Here is a 21208-nt window from a genome sequence, read left to right on the forward strand (position 1 = left end):
TCATGGTACGTATGACGCTCGACGTTATACGTAAAACCTCGGCGCGTCGGCGCCGGGCGGAGGGGCGGGAAAGCATGGCTGCCGGATACGCGGAGATCCTGCGCACGAAGCACGCCGGTCGGCTGCTCGCGGGCACGCTGGTGGGCCGGTTGCCGAACGCGACCGCCGCGATCGCGATCGTGCTGTTCATCCGTGCCGAGGGCGGGACGTACAGCCTGGCCGGTGGTCTCGCCGCGGTGTACGGCGTGGCCAACGCGGTGGGGCAGCCGCTGCTCGGCCGCCTGGTGGACCTCTACGGGCAGCCGCGGATCCAGCTCCCCTCGGCGGTGCTCTCCGCGCTCGGCATGGGGGCGTTCGCCTTCACCGGGCCCGATTCGCTCGGCCTCGCGTACGTCGCCGTGGGCGTGGCGGGTCTGTTCACACCGCCCCTGGAGGGCGGGCTGCGCGCGCTGTGGCCGAGCGTCCTCGGCAAGGAGGAGCAGGTGCACACGGCGTACGCCATGGACGCCATCGCCCAGGAAATCATGTTCACCGTGGGGCCGTTGCTGATCACCGGCTGTGTGGCGCTCTGGTCGGAGCAGGCCGCGCTGCTCGTCGTGAACCTCATCGGCGTGCTCGGCGCCCTCTCCGTGGTGATGTCCAAGCCCTCGCGCGCGTGGCGCTCGGCGCCCCGTGAGGCGCACTGGCTCGGCGCGCTGCGCTCACCCGGGCTGATCGCGCTGCTCGGTGCGTTCCTCTTCATCGGCATGGCGCTCGGCTCCATCACCGTGGCCGGTGTGTCGTACGCCGATGAGCACGGTGGCGACGCGGTGTACGGCTGGATGATGGCCGCGATCGGGCTCGGCGCCCTCGTGGGCGGCTCCGTGTACGGGGCGCGGCAGTGGGCCGGTGTGCCGGAGAAGCGGCTGACCCTCCTGGTGGCCCTGCTGGCCCTCTGCTATTGGCCGTTGACGCTGGTGCCCGGCGCTGTCGCGATGACGGCGCTCATGGTGGTCGCCGGGGTCTTCCTCGCGCCGGCGCTCGCGTGCGCGTTCATCATCGTGGACCGGCACGCGCCGCGGGGCACCGTCACGGAGGCGTTCTCCTGGCTCGTGACCACGTTCACGGTCGGCGCGTCGCTCGGTACGGCCGCCGCGGGTCCTGTCGTCGAGTGGGGCGGGACCGTGTGGGGCTTCGCCGTCCCGGGGGGCGCGGGGATCGCCGCGCTGCTCGTTCTGCTGGCCACGGCTGGGGTGCTCGTACTCCCCGCTGATTCGGCGGTTGTTGCGGGTTCATCGGAAAATGATCGAAACGGTGCCGTCGAACCCGGTTTCAGGGCAGGGCATCAGGCGTAATGTTCAGTCATGGACCGCCGCATTTTCGGGCTGGAGAATGAGTACGGCGTCACGTGCACGTTTAGGGGACAGCGCCGTCTGTCGCCTGACGAGGTGGCGCGCTACCTCTTCCGCCGTGTTGTCTCATGGGGCCGCAGCAGCAACGTCTTTCTGCGGAACGGCGCCCGCCTCTATCTTGACGTCGGGTCACATCCGGAATATGCGACACCGGAATGTGACAACGTGACCGAGCTGGTCACGCACGACAAGGCGGGCGAGCGCATTCTGGAAGGCCTGCTCGTCGACGCCGAACGCCGCCTGCACGAGGAGGGAATCGCGGGCGACGTCTATCTCTTCAAGAACAACACCGACTCGGCGGGAAACTCCTACGGCTGCCACGAGAACTATCTGGTGGCCCGGCACGGGGAGTTCTCGCGGCTCGCGGACATCCTCATTCCCTTCCTCGTCACGCGACAGCTGCTCTGCGGCGCGGGCAAGGTGCTGCAGACTCCACGCGGCGCCGTGTACTGCGTCAGTCAGCGTGCCGAGCACATCTGGGAAGGGGTCTCCTCCGCGACCACCCGCTCCCGGCCGATCATCAACACCCGCGACGAACCGCACGCGGACGCCGAGCGGTACCGCCGGCTGCACGTCATCGTCGGTGACTCGAACATGTCCGAGACGACCATGCTCCTGAAGGTCGGCGCCACCGACCTCGTCCTGCGCATGATCGAAGCGGGCACGGTGATGCGGGACCTGACCCTGGAGAACCCGATCCGGGCGATCCGCGAGGTCAGCCACGACATCACGGGCCGCCGCAAGGTGCGTCTGGCCAGCGGCCGCGAGGCCTCCGCCCTCGAAGTGCAGCGCGAGTACTACGAGAAGGCCGTGGACTTCGTGGAGCGCCGCGGCATCCGCACGGGCACGGTCGAGCAGGTCCTCGAGCTGTGGGGCCGCACGCTCGACGCGATCGAGGCCGAGGACCTCGACCGCATCGGCACCGAGATCGACTGGGTCATGAAGTACAAGCTCATCGAGCGGTACCGAGCGAAGAACAACATGACCATGTCGCATCCGCGGGTCGCGCAGATAGACCTCGCGTATCACGACATCCACCGCCGTCGCGGGCTGTACTACCTCCTGGAGAAGAAGGGGCAAGCCGCCCGTATCTGCAACGACTTGAAGATCTTCGAAGGCAAGTCGGTGCCGCCGCAGACCACCCGCGCGCGGCTGCGCGGCGACTTCATCCGCAGGGCCCAGGAGCAGCGCCGCGACTTCACGGTCGACTGGGTGCACCTGAAGCTCAACGACCAGGCACAGCGCACCGTGTTGTGCAAGGACCCCTTCCGGTCGGTGGACGACCGGGTGGAGAAACTGATCGCCGGTATGTAATCCCTGATACAGGAGGTGCGTTGCGGGAACGCAACGCGGGGCGCCGTACGTTCCACGTACGGCGCCCTTCTCCATGCGTAGAGTTGCGCGCACGCCAACCGACAAGATCGACCGATACGAGGCCCCCACCGTGCGCCGACGCTCACTTCTCCTTGCTGTTCCGGCCGGCCTGCTGACACTGGCCGGGTGTGGTGACGACAAGAAGGCCGACAAGGCCAAGCCCAGCGACAGCCCGTCGCCTTCCAACTCGACCTCGGCCGCGCCGACGGCGAAGATCGTGGACGGGCCGGTGCCCGAGATCACGAAGGGGAACAAGTTCGGCCAGAAGCCGACCGTCGCCAAGGGTTCCGGGAAGCCGTCATCCGACCTCGCGGTCAAGACCCTGATCCAGGGCAAGGGCGCCGAGGTCAAGAAGGGCGACTACCTCCAGGCCAACTACCTCGGCCAGATCTGGGCCACGGCCAAGGTATTCGACAACTCGTACGACCGGGGCAACCCCACGGTCTTCCCGATCGGCACCGGTCAGGTCATCCCCGGCTGGGACCAGGCCCTGGTCGGCAAGAAGCTCGACAGCCGTGTGGAGCTCGCGATCCCGCCGAAGATGGGTTACGGCACCGAGGGCAACAAGCAGGCGGGCATCAAGGGCGACGACACGCTGGTCTTCGTCGTCGACCTGGTGGGCACCTTCAGCAACAAGAGCTCGGCCAAGGGCAAGGAGGTCGCGCAGTCCAACATCGACCTCCCCAAGGTCGGCACGAACACGGACGGCAAGGCGCCCTCCATCGACGTCCCGAAGAAGGACGCCCCGAAGAAGCTCGTCGCGACCTACGTCCTCGAGGGCGACGGCGAGGAGGTCAAGGAGACCGACAGCCTCCTGTGCCAGTACAAGGGCGTGCTGTGGGCCGATGGCAAGGAGTTCGACTCCTCGTACAAGAGCGGCCAGCTCGCCTCGTTCCAGCTTGCGCAGGTCGTCAAGGGCTGGGCGCAGGGCCTGACCGGCAAGAAGGTCGGCAGCCGCGTCCTGATCGTCATCCCCCCGAAGCTCGGGTACGGTGACCAGCCGCCGCAGGGCAGCACCATCAAGAAGGACTCCACGCTCGTCTTCTCCGTGGACATCCTCGCGAAGATGTAAGACTGTCCCCGCCGGCATTCGTATCAAGCAGGAGCACTAAACGTGAGCATCGAGAAGCCCGAGATCGACTTCCCCGACGGTCCGGTCCCCACCGACCTCGAGATCGTGGACATCTGGGAGGGCGACGGCCCTCAGGCCAAGGCCGGCGACACCGTCCAGGTCCACTACGTGGGCGTTTCCTTCTCCAGCGGTGAGGAGTTCGACGCCTCCTGGAACCGCGGCAACCCGCTCGCGTTCCAGCTGGGTGCCGGTCAGGTCATCGCCGGCTGGGACCAGGGCGTCCAGGGCATGAAGGTCGGCGGCCGCCGCAAGCTGACCATCCCGTCGCACCTGGCGTACGGCGAGCGCGGCGCCGGTGGCGGCCGCATCGCGCCCGGCGAGACGCTGATCTTCGTCTGCGACCTCGTCGCCGTCTGAGAGACGACCGAGCGACGACCGAGCGACGACTGAGGACAGGTCTGATCAGACCTGTCCGTCGAGGCCCATGCCGGTTCCGGCATGGGCCTCGGCTTTTCCCACGACACCCCGGGGCGGTACGGTCGGCGGTCGGAAGCACTGTTGAGAAAGGGCGTCGATGGCCATTGCCAAGGCCGAGCGGCTGATGAACCTTGCGCTGTGTCTGCTCGGGACACGGCGGCCGCTCAGCAAGCGCGAGCTGCGCGAGTCCATCGAGGCCTATCTGGAGGCGGGGTCCGACGACTCCTTCAACCGGATGTTCGAGCGCGACAAGGACGATCTGCGCGAACTCGGCCTGGTCATCGAGACGGTGGAGAACCTCGACGGCGAGGTGGGCTATCTCGCGCGCCGCGACAGCAACCGTCTGCCGCCCATCACCATCGACGCCGAGGAAGCCGCCGCACTCGGCCTCGCGGCCAAGGTCTGGCAGCAGGCACGGCTCGCCGGAGCCGCCAGCGGCGCCCTGCAGAAGCTGCGCGCCGCCGGACTCCCCGAGGACGTCGACCCGTACGGGACGCACAGCGCGCTCGAACCGCGCATCCCCGTGCACGAGGCGTCCTTCGAGCCGCTGATGCTCGCCTGCCGCGACCGCCGCCCCGTCGTCTTCGACTACCGCAAGGCCACCGCGGCCCGCCCCGAGCAGCGCCACGTCGAGCCGTGGGCGCTCGAATGCTGGCGCGGCCACTGGTACCTCGCGGGCTGGGACCGTGACCGCGGCGCCGAGCGCGTCTTCAGGCTCTCCCGCATCACCGGGAAGGTCCGTGCCCGCGCCGGCAAGTTCACCGCCGACATCCCCGATGTGGTCACGGTGCGCGAGACCGTCGCGAGCTGGGCGGGGGAGAGCGCCGACCGCTCCGCCCTGATCCGGCTGCGTACGGGCGCGGGCTATCCGCTGCGCGCCAAGGCCGCCCATATACGTGAACTGGGCGAGGGGTGGGACGAGTTGGAGATTCCGTACGGGCACGGGCTCGATGCCTGGCTGGTGGAGTTCGGGCCCGACGTGGTGGTCCTTGGGCCCGCCGAGCTGCGGGCCGACGTAGTGGACCGGCTGCGCGCCGTGGCCAAGGGCTGAGGGGACGTACAGACCATGGCCTCGAACGCCATCGACCAGACCCGGCGGATGCTCTCCCTGGTGACCTATCTGCGCGAGCGCCCCGGCGCCCACGTACAGGACGTCGCCCGTGCCTTCGGGATCACCGAGGACGAGCTGATCTCCGACCTGGACGTGCTGCCGCTGTGCGGGACCAGTTTCCGCGGCGGCGACCTCCTGGACATCGACACCGACGGCGACCGCATCTGGTGGCACAACCCGGATGACGTGGCGGCCCCCCTGCGGCTCGCCGCCGACGAGGCCACCGCGCTCCTGGTGGCCGCCCGCGCGGTCTCCACGCTTCCGGGGCTGCGCGAGAGCGACCGGCAGGCGCTGGTGCGCGCCACCGCGAAGCTGGAGACGGCGGCCGGCGAGAACGCGGGCGCCAGCGCGCGGCTCTCGGTGACCTTCGAGTCCGAGGGCGGTGTCTTCGCCGACGTCGACCGGGCCATCTCCGAGCGGCGCCGGCTCTGGCTGCGCTACTACTCACCGGCGCGCGACGAGCTCACCGAGCGCGAGGTCGACCCGATCCGGCTCTTCGCCGTCGGGCACACCTACATGGAGGCGTGGTGCTACCTCTCCGAGGCACGCCGCACCTTCCGCCTCGACCGGGTGGCCGAGATCAGAATCCTGGACGAGCCGTCCGCGCCGCCCGAGGTCGAGCTGCGTGATCTCTCCGAGGGGCTCGTGCAGCCCGCCGCCGAGGACCCCGAGGTAGTCATCGAGGTCGGTCCCGGTGGTCGCTGGGTCGCCGAGTACTACCCCCACGACAGCGCCGAGGAACTGCCCGACGGCGGCCTGCGGATCACGCTGCGCACCCCGGAACCCACCTCGCTGCGCAGGCTCGCGCTGCGGCTCGGCGGGGACGGGCACATCGTCTCCCCGGTGGAGCTCGCGGACAGTGCGCGGCAGGCGGCGCGCGAGGCCCTCGCGGCCTACGACCGGCACCCGGACGGGGCGGACCCGCACCCTGACGGGTCGTACGACAGGCAGGAGCAAGGGCGTTGAACACCAGCCTCATGTCCGAGATTCCCGGAATGTCGAGAATCGCCCCGGTGCTCTTCAAAGCCGCCTGCCCCGACTGCCGCGCCCGCTTCGAACTCTCCGCCGGTGCCCTGCGGTTGGCCATCGGCGCCTCGGCCCGCACCACCTTCTACTCGTTCACCTGCCCCGAGTGCGGCAACGCCGTGCGCAAACCCGCGGGCGAGCGCATCGTCGAACTGCTCACCGGCGGCGGGGTGCGGACACTGCGTCTGCACTCGACCGTCTAGGCTCGGCGCATGTTCTGGGCGATGCTGGCGATTGCCGCGGGGTTCTGTGGCCTCGCCGTGCTCGGCGTACTGGCGATTCGGGTCTTCATCGAGGCGCAACGCCTCAGTGCTCAAGTGACGCGGACCACGCAGCGGATCAACCGCGCGGCGGAGGATCTCGAGGCGGCGGCGACGGGCGTGGCCCACGCGAGCCGGGATGTCCGGTAGATCCGGTGTGTCCGGTCGATGCCCCTGAGACGCGCATCGACACCGCGGCCTGTCAACTTCCCTTGTCCGGCAGGTACGCTGCTGACGTAGCCCGGAGTGCGAGGCGCGGGCCGCAACTGGGGGTACGCACAGGGATTGCCCTGCGTTCACCCCTGAGCGTTACGATCGCTGTCAGCACGGTGGCCGGACAGCAAGTCCGACCTGTCCGGCAGCCCCGCCCCTGCCGCCTCGGTGAGAAGGTAAAGACGTATGTTTTCCGGAAAGATCGGCGCCCCCGAGATCATTCTCATTCTCGTCGTGGTCATTCTGCTGTTCGGCGCGAAGAAGCTTCCCGACATGGCCCGATCGCTCGGCAAGTCCGCGCGCATCCTCAAGAGCGAGGCCAAGGCGATGAAGTCGGACGGCAAGAAGGACGAAGCCGCCCCGGCCGACCCGCCCGGCGACCCGTCCGCCGCTCAGCCGCGCACCATCCAGGCCGCGCCCGGCGACGTGTCCAGCTCCCGCCCGGTCACCGAGCCCACCGACAGCACCACACAGCGCTGATCCAAGGCCGGCGACGGCCGGCCTGCCGCACGAGATGAGGACGTGGGTTGCTCAAGTCTGCCCGCAAGAAGGAACAGGATCCCGAGGGGCGGATGCCGCTTGCGGAGCACCTGCGCGAGCTGCGCAACCGGCTCGCGAAGGCCGTGCTGGCCATCATCGTCGTCGCGATCGTCGCTGCCTTCTTCTACAAGGACATCATCGAGTTCTTCACGAACCCGATCCTGAGCTCCGTAGGGTGCGAGTCGAGCTTCGCCGAGCTGGCGAACAAGGGCGGCGAGGAGACCTGCGCGCGCATCGTGCTGAACGGTCTGATCACGCCGTTCACGCTCGCCCTGAAGATCTCACTGATGGCCGGTGTGGTGCTCGCGTCGCCGATCTGGCTCTACCAGCTGTGGGCCTTCATCGCGCCCGGTCTGCACAGGAGCGAGAAGAAGTACGCGTACGCGTTCGTGGGCGCGGGCTTCCCGCTGTTCATGGGCGGCGCGTTCTTCGCGTACAAGACGCTGCCGACGATGGCCCGCGTGCTGCTGGAGTTCTCACCCGGCGGCGTCGACAACCAGCTGCCGCTCGACGAGTTGATCGACCTGGTCACCCGCATGGTGGTCGTCTTCGGCCTCTCCTTCGAGCTGCCGTTGCTCCTGGTGATGCTCAACCTCACCGGAGTCATCACCGGCAAGCGCATGCTCGGCTGGTGGCGCGGCATGATCATGGGCATCACGGTCTTCGCGGCCGTGGCCACGCCCAGCACGGACCCGCTGACCATGATGGCCCTCGCCGGACCGATCTGGGTGCTCTACTTCGCGGCCACCGCGTTCTCGCTCATGAACGACCGGCGCAAGGCCAGGATCGAAGCGGCGAAGCCCGATGACGACGAGGCGTCCGACCTGGACCTCACGCCCGAGGACGTCGGCGAGATCGAGCCCGTGTCCGCCAACAGGGCGCTGCCCGAGCAGGCGAGCGGCGACGGAGCGAACCGAGACCGGGTAAACGGTTTCGACGACGTGACGTGATCTTGTAAAGTCCTCCCCCAAACTCCGTCCGGGGGGACCCCCAGTGACCAGCGACATCACGCTCTTCGTCAATCCCACCGCGGGCCGCGGCCGGGGCGCCCACGCGGCGCAGCCGGCCGCTTCCGCGTTGCGGGCCGCGGGCTACTCCGTGCGCACGGTCATCGGCGAGGACTCCGCCGACGCGCTGCGCCGGGCACGTGATGCCGTCGATGCCGGTACGCGCGCGCTGATAGCCGTCGGCGGTGACGGCATGGCGAGCCTCGCGCTGCAGGCCGTCGCGCGGACCTCGACGCCCCTGGGGGTGATCGCCGTGGGCACCGGCAACGACTTCGCGCGAGCCCTCGGACTGCCGGTGCGTGATCCGGCCGCCGCGGGGGCGGTGATCGCCGAAGCACTCGACGCGGGCCGCACACGCGATGTCGACCTCGGGCGGGTGGGCAAGACGTGGTTCGGCACGGTGCTCGCCTCCGGCTTCGACTCGCGGGTCAACGACCGGGGCAACCGGATGCGCTGGCCCACCGGACGCTTCAAGTACGACCTGGCGATGGCCGTGGAGCTCGCGGCCTTCCGGCCCATCCCGTTCCGGCTCACCCTTGACGACGCACAGGTCCACGAGATCGACGCGACGCTCGTCGCCGTCGGGAACGGCTCCTCGTACGGCGGCGGCATGAGGATCTGCGCGCGGGCCGACATGGGCGATGGCCTCTTCGATGTCACGGTCGTCGGCGACTGCAGCCGTACGACGCTCTTGAAGGTCTTCCCGCGGGTCTACAAGGGCACGCACCTGGACCACCCCAAGGTCACCGTGTTCCGGGCCTCGAAGGTGGAGCTCGCCGCCCCGGGAGTCACCGGGTACGCGGACGGCGAGCAGCTCGGCGGGCTGCCGCTGACGGCGGAGTGCGTGCCGGGGGCCGTGCGGGTGCTTGGCCCTGCGGGGCCGGAGGAACCGTAAGGCAGATAATGATCGTCCGTTGTCAGTGGTGGCCGGTAGTCTCGAAAGCACGATGACAGAGGACCTCTCACCGGCCGAGCGGTATGCGGCGGCGCGCGAGCGCGCTGTCGAGCAGGCCACCGCACTCGCTGGCTTCCGCGAGATGTACGAATTCGGCCTCGACCCCTTCCAGATCGACGCCTGTCGGGCGCTCGAGGCGGGCAAGGGCGTGCTCGTGGCCGCCCCCACGGGATCGGGCAAGACGATCGTCGGCGAGTTCGCCGTGCACCTGGCCCTGCTGCAGGGCAGGAAATGCTTCTACACCACGCCCATCAAGGCGCTCTCCAACCAGAAGTACGCCGACCTCTCTAGGAGGTACGGCGCGGACAAGGTCGGTCTGCTGACCGGCGACAACAGCGTCAACTCCGATGCTCCGGTGGTCGTGATGACCACCGAAGTCCTGCGGAACATGCTGTATTCAGGCTCGCAGTCGCTGCTGAACCTCGGCTATGTGGTGATGGACGAGGTGCACTACCTCTCCGACCGCTTCCGTGGCGCCGTCTGGGAGGAGGTGATCATCCACCTCCAGGAGTCGGTGACGCTGGTCTCCCTGTCGGCGACCGTCTCGAACGCCGAGGAGTTCGGCGACTGGCTGGACACCGTGCGCGGTGACACCCAGGTGATCGTCTCGGAGCACCGGCCCGTGCCGCTGTTCCAGCACGTCCTCGCCGGGCGCCGGATGTACGACCTCTTCGAGGAGGGCGAGGGCCGTCGCAAGACCGTCAACCCCGACCTCACGCGCATGGCGCGGATGGAGGCCAGTCGTTCGTACAATCCGCGTGACCGCCGCAAGGGCAAGATGGTCCGCGAGGCCGACCGCGAGCGCGAGCGCCGACAGCGCTCGCGGATCTGGACGCCGGGCAGGCCCGAGGTCATCGACCGGCTCGACTCCGAAGGTCTCCTGCCCGCGATCACCTTCATCTTCAGCCGCGCGGCCTGCGAAGCCGCGGTGCAGCAGTGTCTGTACGCGGGGCTGAGGCTGAACAACGAGGACGCGCGGGCCCAGGTCCGCGAGATCGTCGAGGAGCGCACGGCCTCCATCCCGGACGAGGACCTGCACGTCCTTGGCTACTACGAATGGCTGGAAGGCCTGGAGCGCGGCATCGCCGCGCACCACGCCGGCATGCTGCCGACCTTCAAGGAAGTCGTCGAGGAGCTCTTCGTCCGCGGGCTCGTGCGCGCCGTCTTCGCCACCGAGACCCTCGCCCTCGGCATCAACATGCCCGCACGCAGTGTGGTGTTGGAGAAGCTCGTCAAGTGGAACGGCGAGCAGCACGCCGACATCACCCCCGGTGAGTACACGCAGTTGACCGGCCGCGCAGGCCGGCGTGGCATCGATGTCGAGGGCCATGCGGTGGTCCTGTGGCAGCGCGCCATGAGCCCGGAGCACCTCGCGGGTCTCGCCGGTACGCGCACGTACCCGCTGCGGTCCAGCTTCAAGCCGTCGTACAACATGGCGGTGAACCTGGTCGAGCAGTTCGGGCGGCACCGTTCGCGCGAGCTTCTGGAGACGTCGTTCGCACAGTTCCAGGCCGACAAGTCGGTCGTCGGGATCTCGCGGCAGGTCCAGAAGAACGAGGAAGGCCTCGAAGGCTACAAAGCCTCGATGACCTGCCACCTGGGCGACTTCGACGAGTACGCGCGCCTGCGCCGCGAGCTGAAGGACCGGGAGACCGAGCTCGCCAAGCAGGGCGCCAACCAGCGCAGGGCGGCGGCAGCCGCCGCCCTGGAGAAGCTCAAGCCCGGTGACGTCATCCACGTGCCGACCGGGAAGTACGCGGGCCTGGCGCTCGTCCTGGATCCGGGGATTCCGGCGGGGCGGGTCAACGGCCACCGCGGCTTCGAGCACCAGGACGGTCCCAGGCCCCTGGTGCTCACCGCCGAGCGGCAGGTCAAGCGGCTCGCGGCGATGGACTTCCCGGTGCCGGTCGAGGCCCTGGAGCGGATGCGCATCCCGAAGTCGTTCAACGCGCGCTCGCCGCAGTCGCGCCGGGACCTGGCGTCCGCCCTGCGCACGAAGGCCGGGCACATCGTGCCGGAGCGGCACCGCAAGGGGCGCGCTGCCGCCGCCGACGACCGCGAGATCGCCCGGCTCCGTACGGAACTGCGGGCGCACCCCTGCCATGGCTGCGACGAGCGTGAGGACCATGCGCGGTGGGCCGAGCGCTACTACCGCCTGCAGCGGGACACCGTGCAGCTGGAGCGGCGCATCGAGGGACGCACGAACACGATCGCGCGGACCTTCGACCGGATCGTGGCGCTGCTGACCGAGATGGACTACCTCCGGGGTGACGAGGTCACCGAGCACGGCAAGCGGCTCGCCCGGCTCTATGGAGAGCTGGATCTCCTGGCGAGCGAATGCCTGCGGGAAGGCGTGTGGGAGGGGCTCAGCCCGGCCGAACTCGCAGCATGCGTATCGGCGTTGGTGTTCGAGGCCCGGATGGCGGACGACGCGCTCGCCCCCAAGCTGCCCTCCGGGAAGGTGAAGGCCTGTCTCGGCGAGATGGTGCGGATCTGGGGGCGGCTCGATGCCATCGAGGAAGAGTTCAAGATCAACCAGGCGGAGGGGGTCGGGCAGCGGGAGCCGGACCTCGGGTTCGCCTGGGCGGCGTACATGTGGGCGTCCGACAAGGGGCTCGACGAGGTCCTCCGGGAGATCGAGATGCCTGCCGGGGACTTCGTGCGGTGGTGCAAGCAGGTGATCGACGTCCTCGGGCAGATCTCAGCGGCCGCTCCCCGCGAGGGTTCGACCGTGGCGAAGAACGCCCGGAAGGCCGTGGATCAGCTGTTGCGGGGTGTGGTGGCGTACAGCTCTGTCGGCTGAGGCCGACTGACACAGGCCGACGCCGACTGACTTCGGCCGGGCGGGCCCGGGGATTTCCTCCCCGGGCCCGCCCCTTTTCGTATCCAGGTCCGCCTGTTCGACGTCATCACTCCGCGTGTTCGATTGATCGCCACGCGTGCAAATGGAGCCGAGTGTATGCCCGTCGGTGAGCGCGCTGCAGGGGGTTGCTGAATATGACTCGGCGATGATTCCGGCGGACTAAGCTCGCCCGGAGCGCGGCGAGTTGAAACGAGTTGCGATAGATTCGCGCGCTTGTTCCCAGATCTTTCGATTGTTCCCATACGTCTACCGCTTCCAACTCCCCGTAATCTCCCCACATTTCCCAGCACCACCCCCCATTCCTCCCCCAAGACAAGTGTTCAGAGGGCATACATGGTGAGTGTTCAATCGCCTCCCGGTGGCCGAGAAGTCCCTTACGCACGCGTGCTGTTGCTGCCCGCCATGCTGATGGCCGCGGCCACCGGAGCCGCCGTCGCCGCGGTAACGGAACCCGCCCGCATCGCGGTGGGCTGGTGCGGCGCGATCGCGACCCTCGTGGTGGTCGCGGTCGGCGTCGAAGCCGTGCGCCGTGGCCGGTCCATCCGGGAGTTGCACACCCAGTACGCGCAGCGGCTCGCTTTCCTTGAGCGGCGCATCGCGTCCCATGACGACGAGACCGTCCGCCTGGGCAGGGAGATCATCCCCGATGCCGTCTTCCGGCTCCGGCAGGGCGAAGCGCCGTCGGAAGTCATCCGCAACCTCGTCGACGCCGACGAGTCCTTCTCCGAACTCCCGCAGTCCCAGCGGCAGATGCTCCGGCACGTCCTGGAGACCCTGGACGCCGGAGAGGCGATGCGCGAGTCCTCGCAGCGCGCCTTCGTCAACATCGCCCGGCGCGTCCAGGCCATCGTCCACCAGCAGTCCGCGGAACTGCGCGAGATGGAGGAGTTCCACGGCCGCAACCCCGAGGTCTTCGACGACCTGCTGCGCATCGACCACGGCACCGCGCTGATCGGCCGCCTCGCCGACTCGATCACCGTGCTCGGCGGCGCCCGTCCGGGACGCCAATGGCCCAAGCCCGTACCGCTGTTCAGCGTGCTGCGCGGCGCCATGTCCCGGATCCTGGAGTACCAGCGCGTCGACCTGCACTCGATCGCCAAGGTCGCCATCCGCGGCACGTCCGTGGAGCCACTCATCCACGCCTGCGCCGAGCTGCTCGACAACGCCACGCGCTACTCGCCGCCGCAGACCCGCGTGCACGTCACCGCCGTCGAGGTGCAGACCGGCATCGCCGTCGAGATCGAGGACGGCGGCGTCAGCCTCAGCGAGGAGGCGCGGGCCCGGGCCGAGCGCATGCTCGCGCAGGCCCAGGCCGGCTTCGACCTGAACGACCTCGGCGAGAGCCCGCGCCTCGGCATGGCCGTCGTGGGGCGGCTCTCGCAGATGTACAACCTCCAGGTCTCGCTGCGCCAGTCCGCCTACGGCGGCGTCCGCGCGGTGCTCATCGTCCCGCGCGAGATGATCACCACCGGGCCCGCCCCCGGCCTCGCACACGGCATCGGCGCTTCCGCGGTGCCCCGGGTGAACGCCGACGGCGTGCCCATCGAGGAGGCCGTGGGCATCCGGCGCAAGAAGCCCCGCGTGATGACGGCAGGACCCCCGCTCTCCAAGTCGCTCGGCGCGGCCATGGAGGACGACATCCCCGAGGTCACCGAGTGGACGGCGAACGGCCTGCCGCAGCGCCGCAGCAGGGTCCGCACCCCGCTGCACGAGCGTCTGGCCCAGGAAGCCGCGGACGAGCGGTACGCGGCGCAGCGCGCCCAGTACTCCCCGCAGGCGGCCGCACCGGTCGTACCGGAACAGGCGAAGAAGGAGGAGAAGGAGCCCGGCCTGTGGATCGAGGCCTTCATGAAGGGCGTCAACGGCGACGAGTCCGCAGCCGATGACCCGTTGTACCCCAAGGGCCACAGCGAGAACGACCACGGCACCGCCGACAGTGCCGACAACGCCGACGAGGGGGGCTGGAAGTGATCCAGCAACGGGCCAATTTCGACTGGATGCTCAAGGAGCTCGCCGACGGCGTGCCGCAGACCCGGCAGATCGTGGTGCTCTCCGCCGACGGCCTGCGCATCGCGCGCTACGGCGGCGACCCCGACGCCGCCGACCGGATCGCCGCCGCCTGCGCGGGACTCCAGTCCCTGGCCGCCGCGGTGGCCACCGAGATCCCGCACAGCGACGGCGGGATGCGCATGGTCATCATCGAGGTCGACGGCGGCTACTTCTATCTGATGGCCGCCGGAGCCGGGGCGTACCTCGCCGTGCTCGCCGACGAGACCGTCGACGCGGGCCTCATCGGCAACCGCATGCGGGACCTGGTCGTCCGGATCGGCGCCCATCTGACGAGCCCGCCCCGGCGAGACGGGCAGGCCGTATGAATCCTCCGCAAGGCGAGCACCCCTCCCACCGAGACGACCCTCCCCAACGGGAACGGCGCAGTCCGGAGAACCCCGAGCGGCTCTACATCCTGACCGGCGAGGACACCGAGCGGGCGCCGCTCGACCTCGTCACGCTGATCGTCGCGCACGGCGAGGCACCGCCGATGGCCGAGCCGGAGCACTCCGCCGTCCTGCGGCTGTGCGGGACGCCGCTGTCGGTCGCCGAGCTCTCCGCCTATCTCGCGCTGCCGTTCAGTGTGGTGACCGTGCTGCTGACGAAGATGCTCGGGGCCGACCTGGTACAGGCGCGGGCGCCGATCGTCCGCTCCACGCTCCCCGATCGTTCCCTTCTCGAAGCGGTGATGCATGGACTTCAAAAGCTCTGACACGATCACCGGGCCCAGCAGCGAAGACGTCCTGCCGCACACGGCCTCGGCCGCCGTGAAGGTCGTGATCGTGGGCGGGTTCGGGGTCGGCAAGACGACGATGGTCGGCTCGGTCAGCGAGATCCGTCCGCTGACCACCGAAGAGACCATGACCCAGGCCGGCATCGGTGTCGACGACAACTACGGCTCCGAGACCAAGACGGCCACCACCGTGGCCATGGACTTCGGCCGGATCAGCATCTCCGAAGAGCTGGTGCTCTATCTGTTCGGCACCCCCGGCCAGGAGCGCTTCTGGTTCCTGTGGAACGGCCTCTTCGAAGGAGCGCTCGGCGCGGTCGTCCTCCTCGACACCCGGCGCCTCGAAGTCAGCTTCGACGTGATCGGCCGCCTGGAGGAGCGCGGCGTGCCCTTCGTCGTCGCCGTCAACGACTTCCCCGACGCGCCCCATCACTCGATGGAGACGCTGCGCCGCGCCCTCGACCTGGACGAGCAGGTGCCGATGCTGAAGTGCGACGCCCGGCAGCGTGCCTCCAGCCGGGACACCCTGCTGACCCTCATGCGGTACCTGCACACCCTGACCGTGTCCCCCGTCTGACACCTCATCTCATCCGCAACCCCGGAACCTCTTCCGCAACCCCGGAACCCTTTCCGCGACCCCGGAGCGACGAACGTGACGACTCCTTCCCACTCCCACCCCGGCACGGGCGACCCGGCCATGCCGCCGCCCGGCTGCCCCGCGCACGGGCTCGGCCCCGGCGGCCTGCGCCGTCTCTACGGGCCCGAGGCGGAGACCGACCTCGCGGGCCTGTACGAGAAGCTGCGCGCCGAACACGGCGCGGTGGCCCCGGCCCTGCTGCACAACGACGTACCCATCTGGGCGGTCCTCGGACACAGCGAGAACCTCCACATGGTCCGCACCCCCTCGCAGTACACCCGCGACTCGCGCCAGTGGCGGGCCGTCCAGGACGGCTCCATGGCCGCCGACAACCCGCTCGCCCCCGTCGTCACCTGGCAGCCCATGGCCAGCTTCGTGGAGGGCGACGAGCACCAGCGGCTGCGCGGCGCGGTCACCGGCGCCATGGCGGGCCTCGACCACCGGGGCATCCGCCGCTACATCAACCGCTACAGCAACCTCCTGCTGAACGACATCTGCCAGGACGGCCGGGCCGACCTCGTGAGCGGATTCGCCGAGCATCTGCCGATGATGGTGATGTGCCATGTCATCGGCATGCCCGAGGAGTACAACGAGCGGATGGTGCAGGCCGCCCGCGACATGATCCGCGGCACCGAGACCGCCATCGCCAGCAACGCGTACATCATGGAAGCCCTGATGCGCCTGGTGGCGCGGCGCAGGGCGCAGGCCGAGGAGGACTTCACCAGCAACCTCATCGCGCAGCCCGCGCAGCTCACCGACGACGAGGTCGCAGCGCACCTGCGGCTCGTGCTCATCGCCTCGTACGAGGCCACCGCCAACCTCATCGCCAACGCCCTGCGCATGGTCCTCACCGACCCGCGCTTCCGCGCCCAGCTCAGCGGCGGCCAGATGACGGTGCCGGAGGCGGTCGAGCAGTCCCTGTGGGACGAGCCGCCGTTCAGCGCCATGATCGGCTACTTCGCCAAGCAGGACACCCAGCTCGGCGGCCAGGAGATCAAGGCAGGCGACGGTCTGATCCTCGGTATCGCGCCGGGCAACGTGGATCCCGTCGTACGGCCCGATCTGGCCGCCAGCATGCAGGGCAACCGCTCCCATCTGGCGTTCAGCGGCGGTCCGCACGAGTGCCCGGGGCAGGACCTCGGCCGTGCCATCGCCGACACGGGCGTGGACGCGCTGCTCATGCGCTTCCCGGACGTGGAACTCGATGTCGAGGAGCACGAGTTGAGGTGGAACTCGTCGATCCTCTCCCGGCACCTGGTGGCGCTTCCGGTGCAGTTCGCGCCGCGGCCTCCGCAGGACGTGATGGCGCGGCCCATGGCGCGGGTGCCGGGCGCGCGCAACGACTGGCATGTGTCGTCCCCGGCGCCGCGGCCCGCGTACCCGGCCCCTGCGGCGCCCAGGACCCCGGCGCCGCAGCCCGCTGAGCCGCCGCCCGCGCCGGAGTCCGTACCGGCGGCGGCGTCCGTACCGCGGCAGGGGGCGTGGCGCAGGCTCGTCACGTGGTGGCGGGGCTACTGATCCCAGTCGGCGTACGAGGTCCATGCCGCCAACTCGCGTGTACTGACGAAGCGATGGTCGGCCCCCGTGACGGGGTCCGTGAACTCCAGGACACGGGAGAGGAGTTGCAGGGGTCGCCGGAAGTCGTCCGGCGGCACCGGGCCCGTCACCAGCGGATAGACCGGATCGCCGAGGATCGGCAGACCCAGGGCGTTCATGTGCACACGCAGCTGGTGGGTGCGGCCGGTCTGCGGGGTGAGCCGGTAGCGCGCCAACCCACCTTTGCGCTCCACGAGTTCGACGCGGCTCTCGCTGTTGGGCTCGGCGCCGGGGACCTCGTACGCGGCGATGATGCCGCGCTCCTTGACGATGTGGCTGCGCACGGTGCGGGGGAGTTCGAGTCCGGGATCGTGGGCGGCCACGGCCTCGTACTCCTTGCGCACCCGCCGTGCGCCGAACAGCGTCTGGTACGCGCCGCGTTCCTCCGGCCGCACCGTGAAGAGGATCAGCCCCGCGGTGAGCCGGTCGAGGCGGTGCGCGGCGCCGAGCGAAGGGATGTCGAGTTCCCTGCGGAGCCGGGCGAGCGCGGTCTCGGTGACATGGCTGCCGCGCGGCATGGTCGCCAGGAAGTGGGGCTTGTCGGCGACGACGATGTGCTCGTCGCGGTACACCACGTCGATGCTGTACGGGACCGGAACCTCGTCCGGCAGATCCCGGTGGAACCACACGAAGGTGCCCGGCACATAAGGGGCGTCCGGCGCCACGGGGAGCCCGTCCACACCGACGATCAGCCCCTCCCGCAGCATCCCGTCGATCACTTCGGGCCCGGCCCTGAGCCGCTCGACGAGGTGATCCCGTACGGTCGCCCACGCTCCGTCGGCGGGCAGCTTGACCCGCATGGGGTCGATGCCCTGCCGCTGGGGCAGGGGAGAGGGCGGGATGCGGGGCTTACGGGTCACAACCGGCAAGAGTACGGGGCCTGGCGGTGGCGCCCTGCCGTGTGGCACAGGTCAGGGGCTTGTCGGCGGGCGACGTGTAGTACCGCGCTGCGTTAGCTGCCTTCCGTCGCGAAGCCGGTCTTGAGCGCGACGCGGCGGGAGGCTTCGGTGGCGGTGGCGCCTGGTCGTGTGGTCCAGGTCAGGGGCTTGTCGGCGGGTCCGTTCGGTCGTCTTGGATCCGGGCGTGCAGATGCATGTCGTGCCAGCCGTCCGCGTGCAGTACCGCGCTGCGCTTGGTGCCCTCTGCCGCGAAGCCGGTCTTGAGCGCGACGCGGCAGGAGGCTTCGTTGGCGGTGGCGTGGGTGAGTTCGAGGCGGTGCAGGCCTATTTCGTCGAAGGCCCAGTCGGAAAGCGTCGTCAGGGCGCGCGAGGCGACGCCCCGGCCGCGGGCCGCCGGCATGGTCCAGTAGGCGACTTCGGCCTGCCCGTCGCCGAGCACGATCAGACGCAGGGAGATCCGGCCCACCACCGCGTCCGTCGTGGCGTCGGCGATGGCCCAGTGCGCGTCGCGCTCATCGGACCAGGCCTTGCGCCAGCCGTCGATCCAGCCCCGGGCCTCGTCGACGGTTTCGGCCTCGCGCGGGTGCCAGCGCTGGAGCACCGGGTCCTGGAACGCCTCGTACACGGCGGGCGCGTCATCGGGCGACCAAGGGCGCAGGATCAGCCCTCCCGGGACGGGGATGACGGGCTGCTCCTGGTGGGCGAGAGCGCCCGCGGCGACGACGTCCGAGATCTTGAAGGGCATGGGGGCATGCTGCCAGGGGCGGACGTTGAGGGGCATTGATTTATCCGGGCGCGCTGGCGGGCCCCGTAAGGGGCGCGGGGAACTGCGCGACCGGCCCCCACCGGCCGGCGGACGAAAATGGTCCCGCGCCGGGGGCGTCCAGGCTCACCCCCTGGGCCGCCCCGTTCCGCTCAAGCCGAGTGCAACGCTTCCTGCTCCGCCTCCACCTGCGCGTTCCAGTCCCGCTTGGACGCCTGCCAGCCGTCCTCGTTGTGGCCAAGGCGCCAGTAACCGGAGATCGAGAGGCGCTCGCGCGGCACTTCGCGCTCCATGCGGAGGTAGCGGCGCAGCTCCTTCACGAAACCGGCCTCGCCGTGCACGAAGGCCTGGACGTCGCCTGCCGGGAAGTCCAGGGAGCGTACGGCCTCGACGAGGGCCTGGCCCACGGGGCGCTGTCCGCGGTGCAGCCAGGTGATCTCCGCGACGGAGCTGATCTTCTGCTCCTCGTCCGCGTCGGCGACCTCCACGAAGGCGTACGCCTTGGCGCCGTCGGGCAGGGCCTCAAGGGCCGCGGCGATCGCGGGCAGCGCGCTCTCGTCGCCGGCCAGCAGATGCCAGTCGGCCTCGGCGTCCGGGGCGTACCCTCCGCCCGGGCCGAGGAAGCGGACCGTGGCGCCCGGCTGGACGCGCTGGGCCCACGGGCCCGCCAGGCCCTCGTCGCCGTGGATGACGAAGTCGACGGTGAGCTCCAGGCTCTGCGGGTCCCAGGAGCGCACGGTGTACGTCCGCGTCACGGGCCACTGGTCGCGGGGGAACTCCTCGCGGATCCGCTGGATGTCGAACGGCTCGGGATAGGTCACGCCCTCCGCGCCGAAGAGCAGCTTCACGTAGAGATCGGTGGAGTCGCCCGCCGTGAACTGGGCGAGGCCCTCGCCGCCCAGGACCACGCGCTGCATGTGCGGAGTGAGGCGCTCGGTGCGCACCACGTGGGCGACGTGGGTCTTCGGTGCCTTGCGTGCCGGACGTTCTGCCATGGCGGCGGCCTCCCCTGATCAAATGTTGCTTAGGCTTACCTAAGCTAACACCTCACCCCTGAAGAGTCGTGAGCAACCGCTTCAGCGCTCCGCCTAGGTTCCACCGCGTGGCCAGCTCGTCCAGAGCCGCGGGATCGCGGGGTTCGCTCGGCAGCGCGAGGTCCACGTCCGGCAGCGGTACGTCGCCCGCGACGCGGACCACTGTCGGCGCGACGGCCACATACGGGCGAGATTCGTCGAGCCGCTTGCGCTGGGAAGGCGTCAGCTTGCTCTTCCGGTCGTCCACCGCGGCCATGATTCCGGCCAGATCCCCGTACGCGTCGAGGAGCTTGGCCGCTGTCTTCTCGCCAATGCCGGGCACGCCGGGCAGGCCGTCGCTCGGGTCGCCGCGCAGCAGGGCCAGGTCGACATAGCCGGGGCCGTCCACTCCGTATTTCTCGCGGAGCCAGGCCTCGTCGGTGACCTGGAGGGAGCCGACGCCCTTGAGGGGGTAGAGGACGCGGATGCCCCGGTCGTCGTCGACCAGCTGGTAGAGATCGCGGTCGCCGGTGACGATGTCCACCGGTCCCGGGGCGCGGCCGGCGTACGTGCCGATCACGTCGTCCGCCTCGTACGACGGCACGCCCACGCGGGCGATGCCGAGCGCGTCGAGGACGTCCTCGATGATCGGGACCTGCGGGGAGAGGGTGTCCGGGGTCTCCTCGACGTCCGGGCCCCGCTCGATCTCCTCGGCGACGCGATGCGCTTTGTACGAAGGGATCAGCTCGACCCGCCAGTGCGGGCGCCAGTCCGCGTCCATGCAGGCGACCAGGTCGTCGGGGCGGTGGTCCTGGACGAGCCGGGCGATGAAGTCGAGCAGGCCGCGCACCGCGTTCACCGATGTGCCGTCCGGGGCCTTCATGGAATCGGGGACCCCGAAATAAGCCCGGTAGTACAGGGACGCCGTGTCGAGCAGCATGAGCCGTCGCGTTCGCTGAGTCACCTTCGCATCATGCCGCACGGCACTGACAGCGGACCGGCTCCGGCCCCGTCAAGGCGTTGTTTCCGCCCCGGTGGGCAGGGGCTTGATCGCAGCGCATTCCAGCCGGCAGAAGTGAATGGAATGTGAACTGGGACACTCTTGCGTTTGATCTGTGTAAGTGAGGGCAGGCGCCGAGCCGGAGCGCCTCCGGTCGAGGATTCAACTATTTCGCCGGGCAAGTAGCGGGCAGAACTCGCGTCGCTCCACGGCCCGCCGGCGGGGGAGGCGG

The 21208-nt window shown here is 69.6% G+C and carries 21 protein-coding genes; 17 read left to right on the plus strand and 4 right to left on the minus strand.

The genetic code is table 11. From position 1 onward, the window contains the following. Positions 1–74 precede the first annotated feature (74 nt). The 17 genes from ACZ5WE_RS15100 to ACZ5WE_RS15180 all read left to right on the plus strand — a co-directional run bounded on the left by ACZ5WE_RS15100 (position 75) and on the right by ACZ5WE_RS15180 (position 17223). On the plus strand, positions 75–1334 hold the full coding sequence (locus ACZ5WE_RS15100) for an MFS transporter (protein ID WP_467686703.1): 1260 nt from the start codon (positions 75–77) through the stop codon (positions 1332–1334). A 9-nt stretch (positions 1335–1343) separates the two neighbouring features. Then, on the plus strand, positions 1344–2705 hold the full coding sequence (gene pafA / locus ACZ5WE_RS15105; protein WP_363312689.1) for a Pup--protein ligase: 1362 nt from the start codon (positions 1344–1346) through the stop codon (positions 2703–2705). Between the two features lie 130 nt (positions 2706–2835). Further along, positions 2836–3837, plus strand: a complete 1002-nt coding sequence (locus ACZ5WE_RS15110; protein ID WP_467687112.1) for an FKBP-type peptidyl-prolyl cis-trans isomerase — start codon at positions 2836–2838, stop codon at positions 3835–3837. 42 nt (positions 3838–3879) lie between these two features. Beyond that, positions 3880–4254 carry an FKBP-type peptidyl-prolyl cis-trans isomerase gene (locus ACZ5WE_RS15115; RefSeq protein WP_467686701.1) on the plus strand — a complete coding sequence of 125 codons (375 nt, stop codon included), beginning with the start codon at positions 3880–3882 and terminating at the stop codon, positions 4252–4254. 157 nt (positions 4255–4411) lie between these two features. Further along, on the plus strand, positions 4412–5365 hold the full coding sequence (locus tag ACZ5WE_RS15120; RefSeq protein WP_467686699.1) for a helix-turn-helix transcriptional regulator: 954 nt from the start codon (positions 4412–4414) through the stop codon (positions 5363–5365). A gap of 15 nt (positions 5366–5380) precedes the next feature. Beyond that, positions 5381–6391 (plus strand): helix-turn-helix transcriptional regulator, encoded by a 1011-nt coding sequence (locus ACZ5WE_RS15125; RefSeq protein ID WP_467686697.1) that lies wholly within the window; start codon positions 5381–5383, stop codon positions 6389–6391. 11 nt (positions 6392–6402) lie between these two features. After that, the gene (locus tag ACZ5WE_RS15130) at positions 6403–6654 is read left to right on the plus strand and encodes a hypothetical protein (protein ID WP_160510146.1); all 252 of its coding nucleotides are present in this window, start codon (positions 6403–6405) and stop codon (positions 6652–6654) included. A 9-nt stretch (positions 6655–6663) separates the two neighbouring features. Continuing rightward, positions 6664–6861, plus strand: coding sequence for a hypothetical protein (locus ACZ5WE_RS15135; RefSeq protein WP_467686695.1), 198 nt, complete (start codon positions 6664–6666; stop codon positions 6859–6861). Between the two features lie 249 nt (positions 6862–7110). Continuing rightward, complete coding sequence (gene tatA, locus ACZ5WE_RS15140) at positions 7111–7404, plus strand: Sec-independent protein translocase subunit TatA (RefSeq protein ID WP_160503964.1); 294 nt, start codon at positions 7111–7113, stop codon at positions 7402–7404. A 47-nt stretch (positions 7405–7451) separates the two neighbouring features. Continuing rightward, positions 7452–8414 (plus strand): twin-arginine translocase subunit TatC, encoded by a 963-nt coding sequence (gene tatC / locus ACZ5WE_RS15145; protein ID WP_467686693.1) that lies wholly within the window; start codon positions 7452–7454, stop codon positions 8412–8414. 43 nt (positions 8415–8457) lie between these two features. After that, complete coding sequence (locus ACZ5WE_RS15150; RefSeq protein ID WP_467686691.1) at positions 8458–9366, plus strand: diacylglycerol kinase; 909 nt, start codon at positions 8458–8460, stop codon at positions 9364–9366. A 52-nt stretch (positions 9367–9418) separates the two neighbouring features. After that, positions 9419–12229, plus strand: coding sequence for a DEAD/DEAH box helicase (locus ACZ5WE_RS15155; RefSeq protein WP_467686689.1), 2811 nt, complete (start codon positions 9419–9421; stop codon positions 12227–12229). A 393-nt stretch (positions 12230–12622) separates the two neighbouring features. Next, positions 12623–14260 (plus strand): ATP-binding protein, encoded by a 1638-nt coding sequence (locus ACZ5WE_RS15160; RefSeq protein WP_467686688.1) that lies wholly within the window; start codon positions 12623–12625, stop codon positions 14258–14260. Then, complete coding sequence (locus tag ACZ5WE_RS15165) at positions 14257–14664, plus strand: roadblock/LC7 domain-containing protein (RefSeq protein ID WP_249591002.1); 408 nt, start codon at positions 14257–14259, stop codon at positions 14662–14664. Before ACZ5WE_RS15160 ends, ACZ5WE_RS15165 begins: the two co-directional genes overlap by 4 nt. After that, positions 14661–15050 carry a DUF742 domain-containing protein gene (locus ACZ5WE_RS15170; RefSeq protein WP_467686686.1) on the plus strand — a complete coding sequence of 130 codons (390 nt, stop codon included), beginning with the start codon at positions 14661–14663 and terminating at the stop codon, positions 15048–15050. Before ACZ5WE_RS15165 ends, ACZ5WE_RS15170 begins: the two co-directional genes overlap by 4 nt. Beyond that, complete coding sequence (locus ACZ5WE_RS15175) at positions 15031–15645, plus strand: GTP-binding protein (RefSeq protein WP_467686684.1); 615 nt, start codon at positions 15031–15033, stop codon at positions 15643–15645. The genes ACZ5WE_RS15170 and ACZ5WE_RS15175 overlap by 20 nt, the downstream gene beginning before the upstream one ends. Before the next feature lie 75 nt (positions 15646–15720). Next, a complete protein-coding gene (locus tag ACZ5WE_RS15180; RefSeq protein ID WP_467686682.1) occupies positions 15721–17223 on the plus strand; it encodes a cytochrome P450 in 1503 nt (500 codons plus the stop codon). On the opposite strand, the gene ACZ5WE_RS15185 is transcribed toward ACZ5WE_RS15180, so the two are convergent. The 4 genes from ACZ5WE_RS15185 to ACZ5WE_RS15200 all read right to left on the minus strand — a co-directional run bounded on the left by ACZ5WE_RS15185 (position 17217) and on the right by ACZ5WE_RS15200 (position 20916). Beyond that, positions 17217–18101, minus strand: a complete 885-nt coding sequence (locus ACZ5WE_RS15185) for an RluA family pseudouridine synthase (protein ID WP_467687110.1) — start codon at positions 18099–18101, stop codon at positions 17217–17219. The genes ACZ5WE_RS15180 and ACZ5WE_RS15185 overlap by 7 nt on opposite strands. 238 nt (positions 18102–18339) lie before the next feature. After that, entirely contained in the window at positions 18340–18945 is a 606-nt protein-coding gene (locus ACZ5WE_RS15190; RefSeq protein WP_467686681.1) for a GNAT family N-acetyltransferase, read from the minus strand. A gap of 170 nt (positions 18946–19115) precedes the next feature. Next, entirely contained in the window at positions 19116–19958 is an 843-nt protein-coding gene (locus tag ACZ5WE_RS15195; protein WP_467686679.1) for a siderophore-interacting protein, read from the minus strand. Between the two features lie 52 nt (positions 19959–20010). Next, a complete protein-coding gene (locus tag ACZ5WE_RS15200) occupies positions 20011–20916 on the minus strand; it encodes a 5'-3' exonuclease (protein ID WP_467687108.1) in 906 nt (301 codons plus the stop codon). Positions 20917–21208: the final 292 nt, after the last annotated feature.

Source organism: Streptomyces sp. NPDC033180, assembly GCF_055577645.1.

Coding starts and splice junctions, on each gene's coding strand:
- tatA (WP_160503964.1), top strand. CDS start 7,111: ATGTTTTCCGGAAAGATCGGCGCCCCCGAGATCATTCTCATTCTCGTC.
- ACZ5WE_RS15185 (WP_467687110.1), bottom strand. CDS start 18,101: ATGCGGGTCAAGCTGCCCGCCGACGGAGCGTGGGCGACCGTACGGGAT.
- ACZ5WE_RS15125 (WP_467686697.1), top strand. CDS start 5,381: ATGGCCTCGAACGCCATCGACCAGACCCGGCGGATGCTCTCCCTGGTG.
- ACZ5WE_RS15200 (WP_467687108.1), bottom strand. CDS start 20,916: ATGCTGCTCGACACGGCGTCCCTGTACTACCGGGCTTATTTCGGGGTC.
- ACZ5WE_RS15195 (WP_467686679.1), bottom strand. CDS start 19,958: ATGGCAGAACGTCCGGCACGCAAGGCACCGAAGACCCACGTCGCCCAC.
- ACZ5WE_RS15135 (WP_467686695.1), top strand. CDS start 6,664: ATGTTCTGGGCGATGCTGGCGATTGCCGCGGGGTTCTGTGGCCTCGCC.
- ACZ5WE_RS15160 (WP_467686688.1), top strand. CDS start 12,623: ATGGTGAGTGTTCAATCGCCTCCCGGTGGCCGAGAAGTCCCTTACGCA.
- ACZ5WE_RS15175 (WP_467686684.1), top strand. CDS start 15,031: ATGGACTTCAAAAGCTCTGACACGATCACCGGGCCCAGCAGCGAAGAC.
- ACZ5WE_RS15100 (WP_467686703.1), top strand. CDS start 75: ATGGCTGCCGGATACGCGGAGATCCTGCGCACGAAGCACGCCGGTCGG.
- pafA (WP_363312689.1), top strand. CDS start 1,344: ATGGACCGCCGCATTTTCGGGCTGGAGAATGAGTACGGCGTCACGTGC.
- ACZ5WE_RS15190 (WP_467686681.1), bottom strand. CDS start 18,945: ATGCCCTTCAAGATCTCGGACGTCGTCGCCGCGGGCGCTCTCGCCCAC.
- ACZ5WE_RS15155 (WP_467686689.1), top strand. CDS start 9,419: ATGACAGAGGACCTCTCACCGGCCGAGCGGTATGCGGCGGCGCGCGAG.
- ACZ5WE_RS15120 (WP_467686699.1), top strand. CDS start 4,412: ATGGCCATTGCCAAGGCCGAGCGGCTGATGAACCTTGCGCTGTGTCTG.
- ACZ5WE_RS15170 (WP_467686686.1), top strand. CDS start 14,661: ATGAATCCTCCGCAAGGCGAGCACCCCTCCCACCGAGACGACCCTCCC.
- ACZ5WE_RS15130 (WP_160510146.1), top strand. CDS start 6,403: ATGTCCGAGATTCCCGGAATGTCGAGAATCGCCCCGGTGCTCTTCAAA.